The sequence below is a fragment of the Sulfitobacter sp. 1A10359 genome (assembly GCF_043558145.1).
GTDB lineage: Bacteria > Pseudomonadota > Alphaproteobacteria > Rhodobacterales > Rhodobacteraceae > Sulfitobacter > Sulfitobacter faviae.
Window position 1 is genome coordinate 164,171 of sequence record NZ_JBIFGB010000005.1, and the last position, 12,928, is coordinate 177,098.

The 12,928-nt window shown below is 64.5% G+C and carries 12 protein-coding genes; 4 read left to right on the top strand and 8 right to left on the bottom strand.

All coding sequences use genetic code 11. The features are described from left to right. Window positions 1–109: 109 nt before the first annotated feature. From ACGYK2_RS13055 to ACGYK2_RS13065, 3 genes are all read left to right on the top strand, one after another. A complete protein-coding gene (locus tag ACGYK2_RS13055; protein WP_271690260.1) occupies window positions 110–1,093 on the top strand; it encodes a TRAP transporter substrate-binding protein in 984 nt (327 codons plus the stop codon). 66 nt (window positions 1,094–1,159) lie between these two features. After that, entirely contained in the window at window positions 1,160–1,678 is a 519-nt protein-coding gene (locus ACGYK2_RS13060; RefSeq protein WP_271690261.1) for a TRAP transporter small permease, read from the top strand. Then, entirely contained in the window at window positions 1,671–2,954 is a 1,284-nt protein-coding gene (locus ACGYK2_RS13065) for a TRAP transporter large permease (protein ID WP_271690262.1), read from the top strand. The genes ACGYK2_RS13060 and ACGYK2_RS13065 overlap by 8 nt, the downstream gene beginning before the upstream one ends. A gap of 67 nt (window positions 2,955–3,021) precedes the next feature. Here ACGYK2_RS13065 and ACGYK2_RS13070 read toward each other — a convergent pair whose 3' ends face one another. Next, window positions 3,022–4,518 (bottom strand): aldehyde dehydrogenase, encoded by a 1,497-nt coding sequence (locus ACGYK2_RS13070; RefSeq protein WP_271690263.1) that lies wholly within the window; start codon window positions 4,516–4,518, stop codon window positions 3,022–3,024. Between the two features lie 180 nt (window positions 4,519–4,698). On the opposite strand from ACGYK2_RS13070, the gene ACGYK2_RS13075 reads away from it, so the two are divergent. Continuing rightward, window positions 4,699–5,571, top strand: a complete 873-nt coding sequence (locus ACGYK2_RS13075) for an NAD(P)-dependent oxidoreductase (RefSeq protein WP_271690264.1) — start codon at window positions 4,699–4,701, stop codon at window positions 5,569–5,571. A 10-nt stretch (window positions 5,572–5,581) separates the two neighbouring features. Here ACGYK2_RS13075 and ACGYK2_RS13080 read toward each other — a convergent pair whose 3' ends face one another. From ACGYK2_RS13080 to ACGYK2_RS13110, 7 genes are read right to left on the bottom strand one after another with little or no spacing between them, the layout of a single operon-like run. Then, window positions 5,582–6,307 carry an SDR family NAD(P)-dependent oxidoreductase gene (locus ACGYK2_RS13080; RefSeq protein WP_271690265.1) on the bottom strand — a complete coding sequence of 242 codons (726 nt, stop codon included), beginning with the start codon at window positions 6,305–6,307 and terminating at the stop codon, window positions 5,582–5,584. Next, window positions 6,304–7,086: a cyclase family protein gene (locus tag ACGYK2_RS13085; RefSeq protein WP_271690266.1), complete on the bottom strand. Its 783-nt coding sequence runs from the start codon at window positions 7,084–7,086 to the stop codon at window positions 6,304–6,306. The genes ACGYK2_RS13080 and ACGYK2_RS13085 overlap by 4 nt, the downstream gene beginning before the upstream one ends. Next, a complete protein-coding gene (locus ACGYK2_RS13090; RefSeq protein ID WP_394374308.1) occupies window positions 7,083–8,330 on the bottom strand; it encodes an SDR family NAD(P)-dependent oxidoreductase in 1,248 nt (415 codons plus the stop codon). Before ACGYK2_RS13090 ends, ACGYK2_RS13085 begins: the two co-directional genes overlap by 4 nt. After that, complete coding sequence (locus ACGYK2_RS13095; RefSeq protein WP_271690268.1) at window positions 8,327–9,496, bottom strand: thiolase family protein; 1,170 nt, start codon at window positions 9,494–9,496, stop codon at window positions 8,327–8,329. Before ACGYK2_RS13095 ends, ACGYK2_RS13090 begins: the two co-directional genes overlap by 4 nt. Then, complete coding sequence (locus ACGYK2_RS13100) at window positions 9,493–11,118, bottom strand: AMP-binding protein (protein WP_271690269.1); 1,626 nt, start codon at window positions 11,116–11,118, stop codon at window positions 9,493–9,495. Before ACGYK2_RS13100 ends, ACGYK2_RS13095 begins: the two co-directional genes overlap by 4 nt. Beyond that, window positions 11,115–11,594, bottom strand: a complete 480-nt coding sequence (locus ACGYK2_RS13105; protein WP_271690270.1) for an aromatic-ring-hydroxylating dioxygenase subunit beta — start codon at window positions 11,592–11,594, stop codon at window positions 11,115–11,117. Before ACGYK2_RS13105 ends, ACGYK2_RS13100 begins: the two co-directional genes overlap by 4 nt. Further along, window positions 11,591–12,925, bottom strand: coding sequence for an aromatic ring-hydroxylating dioxygenase subunit alpha (locus tag ACGYK2_RS13110; RefSeq protein ID WP_271690271.1), 1,335 nt, complete (start codon window positions 12,923–12,925; stop codon window positions 11,591–11,593). Before ACGYK2_RS13110 ends, ACGYK2_RS13105 begins: the two co-directional genes overlap by 4 nt. Window positions 12,926–12,928 lie beyond the last annotated feature (3 nt).

Below are 12,928 nucleotides of genomic sequence, written 5' to 3' on the forward strand. Positions count from 1 at the left end.
TTTGCTGTGGATTCATTGTCCACAAAGCGCCCCACCCCCATTGCCATTCTGAACATCCGCCGCTAGCAGTTTTCGTGACCTTGTTAATAAGATCGCTGGAGGATACAAAATGTTCAAAATCATCAAGCCCACGGCAATTTTCGCCACTTTGGCCGCGCTCACCGGAGGAGCCCTGAGCGCCGAGACCGAAGTCAAGATCGGCTACGCTCTCGCCCCCGACAGCCACTACGGCGTCGCGGCGCAGAAGTGGCAAGAGGTCGTCGAGGCCGAGACCGACGGCAAGTTCAGCTTCCGCCATTTCCCCTCCTCCGGTCTGGGTGGTGAGCGCGAGGTCGTCGAAGGCCTGCAACTGGGCACCGTCGAGGCGACCATCGTCTCCACCGGCACGCTGAGCAACTTCGTTCCCGCCACCGGCGTGACCGACATCCCCTTCCTGTTCCGCAGCCTCGACCACGCGCGCCGCGTGCTTGACGGGCCGATCGGTCAGGACATCTTGGCCGAGTTCGACGGCGCGGGCATGGTGGCCTTGGCTTGGGGCGAACAGGGTTTCCGCCACATCACCAACAACCGCAACGCCATTGAGACCCCCGAAGACATCGCGGGCATGAAGCTGCGCACCATGGAAAACCCGGTCCACCTCGAAGCCTTCAACGCCGCTGGCGCCGCCCCCACCCCGATGGCTTGGCCCGAGGTGATCAGCTCGCTGCAACAGGGCACCATCGACGGGCAGGAAAACCCGCTGTCGGTGATCGTCTCCGTCAAGCTCGACGAGGTGCAGAAGTACCTAACCCTCTCGGGTCACGTCTATTCGCCCGCCATGCTGTTGGTCTCCAAACCCTTCTGGGAAGGTCTGTCGGATGAGGACAAAGCCGCCTTTGAGAAGGGCGCGACCGAGGCCGTCTCCGCCATGCGCGCCTTCGTCGATGACGTGGAGCAAAGCGGCGTCGAGACGCTGAAAGAGCGCGGCATGGAAGTGAACGAACTGAGCGAAGAGCAGAAGGCCGCTTTCCGCGCCTCCATTGAAAGCGCTTATCAGGGTTACTACGAGACCTACGGCAAAGAGCTGATCGACCAGATCGCCGCGACCGAGTAAGCGCCGCGACGTAAAGACGGACGGCCGGGAGCAGTGCTTCCGGCCGTTTTGCACGGGAGGGAAACCATGCGCAGATTGGAACAGCTATTCGTCAAGGTGAACGCCGCCGTGGTGATCGCCTGTTTGACGGGAATGGTCTTGGTCGTGGGGGCCAATGTCGCCCTGCGGTTCAGCACCAACCATTCGTTGTCGTGGTCCGATGAATCCGCCCGTTACCTGATGATCTGGATGGCCTTTCTAGGCGCCGGGCTGGCGTTGCGACAAGGCGGTCATGTGGCCATCACCAATCTGCATGATGTGATGAACACCCGGACGCAGCGCATCCTGCGCGGGGTGATCGTTCTGATTTTGCTGTTCTTCTTTGCCTTCATGGTCAAAGTCGGCTGGGACTATATGCAGCGCGCACAGTATCAGATGACCCCCGCGATGCGCCTGTCGTTCCGCTATGTCTATGCCGCCATGCCAGTCGGCTTCACACTGCTGATCGTACATCTGTTGCTGATCGCGCGGCCCTTCATCATGGCGGGCCGTTATCACCAGCCCGAAGGTCAGACCGAAAACATGCCGGGAGCCGCCAATGGCTGAGATCCTCTTCATCTCGCTTTTCGTGCTCATGGTGCTAGGACTGCCCGTCGCCTTTGCCATGGCCATTTCCGTCTTTGCCGCCATCGGTCTGGGCAGTTCCTACCCACAGATCGTGGTGGTGAAGGAGATGTTCTCGGGCCTCGACAGTTTCCCGCTGCTGGCCGTGCCCTTCTTCATCCTCGCCGCCGAGATCATGACCGGCGGGGCAATCACCCACACGCTTTTGCGTTTCGCGGCGCAATTCGTGGGCCATCTGCGCGGGGGGCTGGGCTATGCCAATGTGATCTCCTCGACCATGTTCGCAGGCATCTCCGGCTCGGCGCTGGCCGATGCCGCGGGCCCCGGCGCAATGATGATCCGCATGATGGAGAAGGGCGGCTATGACCGCTCCTACGCCGGGGCGCTGACGATCTCTTCCGCCGTGGTGGGGCCGATCATCCCGCCCTCGATCGTGATGATCATCTATGCCTTGCAGGATCAGGAAGTCTCGGTCGGGTCGCTGTTCATGGCGGGTGTCATCCCGGGGCTGCTGCTCGCCGGAGGGAGCCTTGCGGCCAACGGTTGGGTCAGTTGGAAACGCGATTACCGCAGCGATGAGGCCCGGCCCGAGCGGGCGCAGATGTGGCGCAACAGCCTGATGGCGTTGCCCGCGCTTGGGCTGATCGTGCTGATCGTCGGCGGCATCCGGGGCGGTATTTTCACCCCGACCGAAGCCTCCGTGATCGCGGTGTTCTATGCGCTGTTTTGCGGGTTCTTCGTCTACCGCGCCCTGCGCCTGCGCGATCTGCCGGGGCTGATTCTTCGCGCGGCACTGATCTCATCCGCGGTGTTGCTGATCCTTGGGGCCGCGCGGGCTTTCGCATGGGTCTTGGTGATCGAGGGCGTGCCGCAGTTTCTGGCCGAGACGATCATCGCGTGGGAGCTTTCGCCGATCCTGTTCCTCTTGGCGGTGAACGTGCTGTTGCTGCTTTTTGGTCTGTTCATGGATCCGCTGCCGGGGGTGATGATCCTCGTCCCGATCCTCGCGCCGATCAGCCACGCGCTCGGCATCGCGCCGGATCATTTCGCCATCGTGGTGATCGTGAATCTGACGCTGGGGCTGACGACGCCGCCGGTGGGGAGCCTGATCTTCGTTGTCTCCTCGGCGGTGAACCTGAAGCCCGCCGCGCTGATCCGCGAGATGCCGCCGTTCTTTTTGGCGAATTTCTTGGTGTTAATGTTGCTGACCTTCGTGCCTGCTTTGAGCACGTGGCTACCGAGCATCAGCGGCTTCTAACTAGGTTCCGCCCGGCTAAAAGCCGGGCAGCACCACCCCGCGGGCCGGCGCTGCCCTCAGCGTTCAATCACTCCGTCTGAATCCAAACCGCCTTGGTATCCAGATACGCCTGCAGGTGCTCCACGCCGCCTTCCTTTCCGTAGCCCGACATCTTCAGCCCGCCAAAGGGCACCGCCGGGTCGATCGCGTGGTACATGTTCACCCAGACCGATCCGGCCTTCAGCTTCTTCACCGTCCGATGCGCCACCCCGAGATCGCGGGTGAAGATCCCCGCCGCCAGCCCATAGGGCGTGGCATTGGCGCGGGTCACGACTTGCTCCATCGTGTCGAAGGGCAAGACCGAGATCACGGGGCCGAAGATCTCCTCCTGCGCGATGGTCATCTCGTCCTTCACACCGGCAAAGATCACCGGTTCGAGGAAGTTGCCACCAGCATAGCCCTGCCCCTCGGGCCGACCGCCGCCGGTGACCAGCCGCGCGCCCTCGGCCTTTCCCTTGGCGATATAACCCTCGACCTTCTCGGTCTGCACGGCGTTGATCAGCGGCCCCAGATCGGTGCCTTCGTCGAGGCCATGCCCGATCTTCAGCCCGCGCGCGAAGGCGGTGAGCTTCTCGATAAACTCATCCTGAATCTCCCGCGCCACGAAAAGCCGCGAGCCCGCGATGCAGATCTGCCCCGAGTGGGCATAGACCGCCATCGCCGCCACCGGCACCGCCTTGTCGAGATCGGCATCTTTGCAGATGATCAGCGGCGACTTGCCCCCAAGCTCCAGCGTGATCCGCTTGAGGTTCTCCACCCCGGCCCGCGCGATGGTCTTGCCGGTGGCGGTGGAGCCGGTGAAAACCACCTTGTTCACGTCCGGATGCTCGGCCAGCCGCGCCCCGGCCTCGCGCCCCGTGCCGGTGACCACATTGACCACGCCGTCGGGCACGCCCGCCTCCTGCATCAGCCGCGCGATCATCAAGGGCGTCAGCGGCGCATCTTCGGAGGGTTTCAGAACCACGGTGCAGCCGGTGGCCAGCGCCGGGGCGATCTTCCAGATCGAGGCGGCGGTCGGGGCGTTCCAAGGGATGATCGCGCCCACCACGCCGACCGGCTCTCGGGTGGTGAAAGACAGCATCGACTGCGAGATCGAGTTCTCGATCACGTCACCATGCAGCGCCACGGCCTGACCTGCGTAGAAGCGCAGCATCCCGATCACCCGCCGCTTGTTCCCGAGCGTCCGCGCCAGCGGCAGCCCCATGTCGGCGGTGTCGGAGACACAGAGCTTCTCCCAATCCCGCTCCATCACATCGGCGATGCGCAACAGCACCTCCTGCCGGTCGTAGGGCGTGAAGGTGGACCAGACGCCTTCGAAGGCGCGGCGTGCGGCATCCACGGCCAGATCGACATCCCGCGCCCCGCCGCGCGGCACTTCCGCCAGCTTGCGGCCGGAGGCGGGATCGGTCACCTCGATCACCGTGCCGGAGTAGGCGGGCACGTCCTGACCATCGATGAACATCGGGCAAAACTGCCCATGGTAAAGCGTTTCGGCAATCTGGTGGGGGTCGCGGGTCAAAGTCATTTCAGCCTCATTCCATTGATGCGCCATTCCTATCAATCGAATTGTCGGTTTCAAATATACAAAGCCCTGTTTGGGCAAGAAAATCCGGCCCTGCCGCGTTGCACCGTGCTGGGTGGATCGCTAGACCTTTCCCCAAGGGAACCGCGCGCAGGGGTGGCGGTGGCAAGCGAAGGAAAATCCATGAAAATCGGTATGATCGGTGTCGGCCTGATGGGCCACGGAATTGCCCGCAATGTAATGCGGCGCGGGGGATTTGCGCTTGGCTATTTCGACCACCCCGGCAACCAGCCGACCGATGAGTTGGACGGGCTGGGGGCTACGGCCTTCGACAGTCTGAGCGATCTTGCCGCCGCCTCCGATGTGATCATCCTCTGCGTTACCGGCTCGCCGCAGGTCGAAGGGATCCTGACCGGAGAGGGCGGCGTCATCGCGGGGCTGAAACCGGGTGCTGTGGTCGTCGATTGCTCAACCTCCCTGCCCGCGTCGACGCTGAAGATGGCCGAGGCGGTCAAAGCGGCGGGGGGCGATTTCGTCGATGCGCCGATGACCCGCACCGCGCAGTTTGCCCATGAGGGGAAGTTGAACCTGCTCGTCGGCGGTGACGCGGCCACGGTCGAAAAGGTCTCTCCGGTGCTCGCCGCCTTCACCGAGGAGGTCAAACATGTGGGCGAGGTCAGCGCGGGCCACCGGTTGAAGCTGCTGCACAACTACGTCTCGGTCGGGTTCATGTCCCTGCTTGCCGAAGCCGCCGCGCAATCGGCGGATGCGGGGATCGATCCGCAGAGTTTCGTAGATGTCTTGGCCAGTGGCGGCGGTGCCAGTGTCGCGCTGGATCGGCTCTCGCCCTTCATCACCAGCGGCGACCGCGAGGCGCTGCCCTTCGCGATCAGCAACGCGCTGAAGGATTTCGACTATTACCGCCAGATGTCCGCCCAAGCGGGCGCGCAGGTCGAGATTGCCGACGGGGTCTATCGCGCCCTTTCCAAAGTCGTCGAAAAGGGCGCGGGCGATGCCTATGTCCCTGAATTGGTACAGCATTTCCGCAAGGGCTAAGCCCGAGGGGTCAGAGCGTCAGCGTCCCGATGCTCGACCCGCCGCAGACGAAAAGCGTCTGGCCGGTGACGAAACTACTGGCCGGATCGCAAAAGAAGAGGAAGGCGTTGGTCACGTCCTCCACCTGCCCCAACCGCCCCACGGGGATGCGTTTGGCCAGCGCGGCTTCGCGTTCGCTTTCTTTCGGGATGATGCCCCAGAAGTTATCCGTCTGCACCGGGCCGGGGGCCACGACATTGACGGTGATGCCATGCGGCGCAAGCTCGAGCGCCCAAGTGCGCGCCATGCCGATCATCCCCGCTTTCGAGGCTGAATAGGCCGTTCGCGTCGGCGCGCCCAAGGCGGCGCGAGAGGCGTTGAACATCACCCGGCCAAAGCCGCGTTCTTTCATGGCGGGTAGAAAGGCTTGCAGTAACGTCAGCGCCGAGCCGAGGTGCAGTTGCGCAAGGCCGGTGATGTCTTCGGGCTTGGCCTCCTCAACCAGATTGGGCCAGATCAGCCCCGCGTTATGCACCAGATGGGTCACCTCATGGCGCGCGGCGATATCCGTAGCAACGGCGGCGACGGAGGCGGGGTCGAGCAGGTCGGCTTCGATATGCTCGCAGCCTTCCGCCTCCCATTCCGGCTTGCCCCGCGCGATCGAGATCACGCGATAGCCTCGCCCCAGCAACCGCTGCGCAAGATCGGCGCCGATGCCCTTGCTACCCCCGGTGATGACGGCGGTGTATTCGGTCATACTCTCTCTCCCGGTATCAGCGCCAGCACCCGCAAGGGGCTGCCGGTGCCGCCTTTGATCTTGAGCGGCGGGGCGATCAGCATGGCCCCCGTGGGCGGCAGTTGGTCGAGGTTGCACAGGCATTGCAGCCCGTATTTGCCCGCCCCATGCAGCAGGTAATGCGCCGGGAAAGGCGGGTCGTAATGCATCCCCTGCCCCGCGTCGGTGCCGACCGTTTCCGTGCCAAAGCCGCGAATGCCGCGCTCTAGCAGCAGTTCGATGGCGGCGGGCGTCGGGCCGGGCGAATGGGCGCCATCCTCGCGCATGTTGAGGTAATCCGCGCCGCTGCGTTTCGACCAATCGGTGCGCATCAGCACCCAAGCGGCGGCGGGGATCGTCCCGTGCTGGGCCTCCCAATCGCGGATGATCTCGGGCGTCAGCTCAAAGTCGTCGTTCTGCGCCGCCCCCGCCGAGCAGTCGATCACCACGACCGGGCCGATGAAGGCTTCGGGCGGGATTTCATCCACCGCGCCATGGGCCACGTCCTTGCCCGAGACCCAGTGAATGGGCGCGTCGAAATGGGTGCCGGTGTGTTCGTTTAGCGTGAGGTTATGCCACTTCCACGCCGGGCCGCGGTGATCATAGGCCGAGACCTCCTCCATCCGGAACCGCGCACATTGGCCGAACTCTGGCGGCAGGACGATGACCGGGAAGTCCGGGTCGAGCCTATGGGTCAGATCGACGACCTTTGCCGCACCGCTTGCCAGTGCTTCGGCCAGTGTCGTGATTGCATCGCTCATGCGCCGCCCCCCCGCGTTTCGCGTTCCATCAAGGCCGGATCGTCCAGCCAGCGGGCCAGCGCGTCTTTGGCCACGTCACCGCAGGCGACCTCTTCCAACCCGTCGACCAACCCGCGCACCACTGTCCGCGCTAACGCGCGGGGGGCGACTTTGGGCGGCGGCAGAGGTTGGTGCCATTCGTCATCGACGGGGCCGGTGTAGACATTCATCACCCGCAGTCCCGATCCGGCAAACTCCGCCCGCATCGTCTGGCTGAGCGACCGCGCCGCCGCTTGCGAGGCATCGAAGCCGCCGAACCCAGCCTCGGGCGCCAAGGCCCCGACCGACAGGAGATTGACCCAAGCCACCGCGGCATTGACCCCATCCGCCGTGCGCGAGGCCATCGCGGGGCCAAAGCCCTGCGCCAAGCGCATCAGGCCCAGCACATTGGTCTCCATCCCCTCGCGGGCAAAGACCGTGTCACTGCCCAGCACCCCGCCGGGGCGGATGAATTGGGCGGTGTTGATCAGGATGTCGACCTTTCCACCGATCTCTGCGGCGAGGCGCGAGACCGAGGCCCCATCGGTGACATCGAGCGGCATGAGGCTGACCTTCTCCATTCCCTCGAAGGCCGCGCGGCCTTCCCATCGGCGCCAATGTTCCGGCTCCCCCAGGAATATCTCCGCCGCACCTGCGCTCAGGAGCGCTTGGGCCAGCGACAGGGCCAAGGGCGAGCGGGCATCGGTGATCAACACCCGCCGATGTTTCGGATCGCTCGACATTTCGCGCAGCATTGGATCGTCTTGCATCAATTCGCTTCCCTCTCGCGGCAGGGCCACCATGACCCCCTGCCCGGCCCGGTCCAGTTTCAACGCCAGCCGCACCGCATCACCGCGCCCGACTTCGCCGTGCAGATGGCACACCGCCACCGGCCCCGCGGCCAGTTGCACCGTGCCGATGCGCCACGGCAGCCGCTCACGAAAATACGGGTCGGGCGAGACGCGGATCGTGGTTTCGGCCAAGACTTCGCCCGCGCGGTCCGTCTCGCGCCAGTCCAGCGCGACGGACAGGCATTTGCAGCAGGCATCGCGGGGCGGGTATTGCACCGCCCCACAATCGGCGCAGTGCTGAAGCGCAAAGACACCGCGCCCGGCGGCGATGGCAAGGCCGAGGGCCGCGCGCGACCGCTGCGCGGGCGGCAGCGTCGGCACCCTACTGCGCTTTTGCGGGTTCTTCTTTCGGGGCGGCGTCAATGGATCGGTCATGGCGCGCCCCCTTCGATGATCGCCGCGGCAGAGCAGACGCCCCGGTCATAGTTGATCATACCAAAGCCCGAGACCAAGGCCCGCCGGGCGTTGGCAACCTGCGTGCCCTCGGCCTGCCCGGTCACCTGCCGGATCGCTTCCACGAGCCCCAGATAGCCGCCTGCGGCCCCGGCTTGACCGACCGACAATTGCCCGCCCGAGGTGTTGTGGGGGAAATCGCCGTGGATCGTCAGATCTCGCCGCCGGGTAAAGGCGGCCCCCTCCCCCTTGGCGCAGAACCCGAGGTCTTCGAACTGCATCATCGAGATCACCGGGTAGTCGTCATAGGTTTGCAGCAGATCGACCCCCTCCGGCCCATGGCCCGCCATCTCGTAGAGCTCACCGATATCCACGCCCCAGCCGCCGCGCAGTTGCATCGGGTCTTCGGGGTAGGCGTTGTGCCGCTCGATGGTGCCGCTGATCCGCGCGAAGGGCAGGTCGCGGCGCAGGGCCTCGTCCTCGCGCATGACCAAAAACGCCTCGGCCCCGGCGCAGGGCATGACGCAGTCGAAAAGCGCGATGGGGTCCGAGATCATCCGCGCATCGAGGTATTGGTCGAGAGTGAGTGGGGTCTTCATCAGCGCATCGGGATAGTGCAGCGCATTAGCGCGTTGGGCCACGGCGATTTGGCCAAAGTCCTCTCGCGTGGCGCCGAATTCCTGCATGTAGCGGTCCATCAGCAGGGCGAAACTCGCGTTCGGGCCGCCGAAACCATAGGGAAAGGTCGCATCCATCGAAAAGCGCGAAAAGCCGCTGAGCAGGCTGCGAAAGCTGTCGATCCGGTTCGCGTCCCCCGCCACGCAGGCCACCACGTCGACATCGCCCGCCTGCACCGCCCGCGCCGCGCGGCGCAGCGCGATGACCCCGCTGGCCCCGCCCGTCGGCACGGTATCGAGCCAACGCGGGCTGAGCCCCAAATGCTGGGTCAGCCCGACCGGCGTGTCCGGCGCGAGCGAGAAGCTGGAGACCGAGAACCCGTCCAGTTCGCCCGGCGCGATCCCAGCCTTGCCCAGCATCGCGCGCAGCGCGCGGGCGATCCACCAATGGGCGGTCTCATTGCTGTAGCGGGCATAGGGCACCGAGGTGGGCGCCGCGAGCGCGACGCCGCCATAGCCCCTGCGCCTCATGCCGCCGTCCGTTTCTTCATCCCGCGCAGGTCTTGCGTGGCGGGATCGTCCAGCAGATCGGCGGCCAGCGTTTTCAGCACCCCGCGTTGGAGTTTCTGCGTCGCCGTCAGCGGCAGCGCCTCGACAAAAGCGATAAAGCCGGGGGCTTTGTAATAGGCAAGTTGGGTCAGGCACCATTCGGTGATTTCACGGGCCAAGACGGCAGGGTCAGCACCGGCGTCCTGCGGCACGATACAGGCGAAAACCTCATCCCCGCGCACCGCGTCAGGCACGGCGGTCACTGCGGCGCTGGCCACGGCAGGGTGGCGCATCAGGGTCGATTCCACCTCGACCGCCGCGATGTTCTCGCCCGAGCGGCGGATCACGTTTTTCTTGCGGTCGACGAAATACATCGCACCATCCGGCGCGCGGCGCACGATGTCGCCGGTGTGGAACCAACCGCCCGCCCAAGCCTCATCCGTGGCTTCGGCATTTTTGAAGTAGCCCGCAAAGAACCCGCGCCGGGGTTCGGCACCGGCGCGGCGCACCAGCAATTCGCCTTGATCGGCCTCTTGCCCGGCATCGTCGCGCAGCCGGACCTCCAGCCCCCCTTCGGGCGCGCCGAGGCAGCTTTCGCCCACGCGGCGCGGTTCGCGGTTGGCGCAGATCACCGCCCCCGCGCCGGTTTCGGTCATGGCCCAAGCCTCGACCAATGGAAAACCGAAACGCGCCTCGAAGGCGGCGTGCAGTTTCGGGTCCACCCCCGCGCCGAAGCCAAAGCGAACGGCATGGTCGCGGTCAGCTTCGCTTGCCTCGGCCCCCATGAGCATCGACGGCATCACGCCGAGGTAGTGCAGACAGGTCGCCCCCGAGGCGCGGACCGAGGACCACCAACTGCGGGGGTGGAAGCGGTCAAGCGCGGTCAGGCAGCCGCCCACGGCGATCATCGCCATGAAGGAATAGGCCATCGCGTTCATGTGGAAGATCGGCAGGGGCGTGATCATGCGCTCGCCGTCTTGCGAGAGGGCGCAAAGCCCGCCGGTGTCGGCGTACCACCGCCCGGCGTCCAGAAAGTAGGTATTGGTCAGGATGCAGCCCTTGGGCTGGCCCGTGGTGCCAGAGGTGTAGAGCAATGCGGCCTCGGCCTCCTCCGCCCCGCCATGCCGTGCCGCGATGGTCTCAAGCGTTGCGGGTGCGGGCAGGGGTTCCTCCGGCGCGATCACCGGCATGTCGCGGCCCGCTCGCCGCGCCGCCGCGCGCAGGTCCTCACCCCGCGCGGGTATCGCCACGGCCAAGACCGGCTCGGCATGGTCGATCATATAGCTCAGCTCCGCCGCACGCAGATCGGGGTTCACCGGCACGACCGACAGGCCCAGACCGTTCAGCGCCAGCCACCAGAGGAAGAAGGCCGGGCGGTTCTCCATCAGCAGCATCACGCGCTGCCCGGGCAGATAGCCCGCCGCCGAAATGCGCTTGCGCAGGGCGGCAACCTCGCGCGCGGCTTCGGCATAACTCACCTCCCCCGCCGCGATGCCGTAGATGTCCGCCGTTTCCGGCAGGACATTCAGGAAACCCCGTTCGGGGTGCCGCGCGGCGGTGTCGTCAAACGCCGCGAAGACCGTCTCAGTCTCTGCCCCGATCATGGCAGCAACTGGATATTGCGGAAGGCCGCGTCGCAATTCACGATATCGACCCGTTTGTTGGCAATGCGGAGCCGCCCCTCGACCAGCGCCAACTCATGCCGCGCGGTGACGGCGAGCAATTGCTGCTCATCCAGCCGCGTCTCGACGTAGTGCATGAAGGTGGTCGTGATAAAGCGGCCGGCGTCCGTATCCATTTCATCCACGAAAGGGCGCTGGATCACATGGTGGCAGCGGCTTTTGGGTTTCTGGCTGAAGGTGCGCGCGCCGTTCAGACGTTCGACGCGCAGCTTGAGCATGAACATATCCTCATACATCAACGAGGTCTCGTTGATCGGGTCTTTTTGCTGATAGTCCAACGGCATCCAATAGTGCCCGTCCGGCAGCCAGAGGTCGAGCCATTCGGTATAGCGCCCCTCGTCCAGCATGCGCACTTCGTCATAGATGAAGTCGATCAGGCTTTCGCGCGTCACACTCATTCCGCCGCCTCCGTCTTTTGGCCCATGGTCATGAACTTGACCCATGCGTGGAATTGGTTGCGCATCTGCCGCTCTGTGGTGCCGTTCTCGACCGCTTCGACCTCGAAGTCTTCGTCTTCTTCGATCAGCCGTTGGATGTTCACCCATTCCAGCCCGTCGACCATCAGCCCTTCCTGCGCGCGCTCGTACATCTCCAGATCGTCATGGCCGACGATGGAGGTGGGCGCGTTGATCATGCGGTTGTACATCGCGGTGCGGGCGGTCAGCTCACCGGGTGCGTCGACAAGGCGGTAGATGTAGCTTTCCACCACGGTCCGGTCGGCGGCGATGGGGATGAAAACCCGCAATTGCTGGATCGGACCCTTGATCATGATGTTGGGGAAATAGACCGTGTTGTGGCGGTTCTCATCAAGGATCGCCTTGGCCTTCTCCTCTCCGTAGCTGTCGCAGAGCGCCTCAAAATAGCCGGGGATGGCGGAATAATCCGAGTGGATAGAGTGGTTTACGCCGGTGTGCCCATGCCCGTTGGGCCATGTGCGGATGCCCATGCCTTCGAAGAAATCGTAAGGCGACATGAAGGGGGCGATGATCTCCATCGCGGGGGGTTTGGGTGCGTCCTCAGGCAGGCCCAGTTCTTCGTAGAGCTTCACCGCCGTCCCGGCGGAGCTTTCATGCGCCACCATCGGGTGGCAGGTGTCGGTCTGGTTTTCGACCAGCATCTTCCAGTTGCAATGATGCATGTAGCGCAGCGGCGGGCCGACCACTTCGAGCCGTCCGGCGGGGGAGCGGTCAACCATATTATCGAGCGAGGACAGGCTTTCGCCAAAGAACTCTTCGAAGCTCATGCCCTCTTCGGCCAAACGGGCAAAGATGAAGCCGCGGTAGTTTTTCACATCGCCGACGCTGCGCATCCCCTTGCCGCTGTCGGTCTCTTCCAGCCCGGTGTTCTGGTAGCCCTTCTTGAGCGGGATCGCCAAGAGGCAGCCATCGGTCTTGAAGCTCCATGCGTGATAGGGACAGCGGAAGAATTTGCCGGTGTTGCCTTGCCGGTCTATCACGATCTTGGTGCCTTTGTGGGGGCAGCGGTTCAGCAGGACATGGATGTCGCCCGTCGAATGGCGCACCTGAATGACGGGCTGGGTGCCGATATGGGTGCTGAAATAATCGCCCTTATTCGGGGTCTGGCTTTCATGGCCGACAAAGACCCAAGCATTGGCGAAGAGATGCTTCATCTCCTGCTGGAACACCTCTGGGTCGGTGTAGATATCGCGGTGCACCTGATGTGGCTGCACGAGGGCGGCCAAGGCCGCCGGGCTGTCGTAACGTCCCATGAG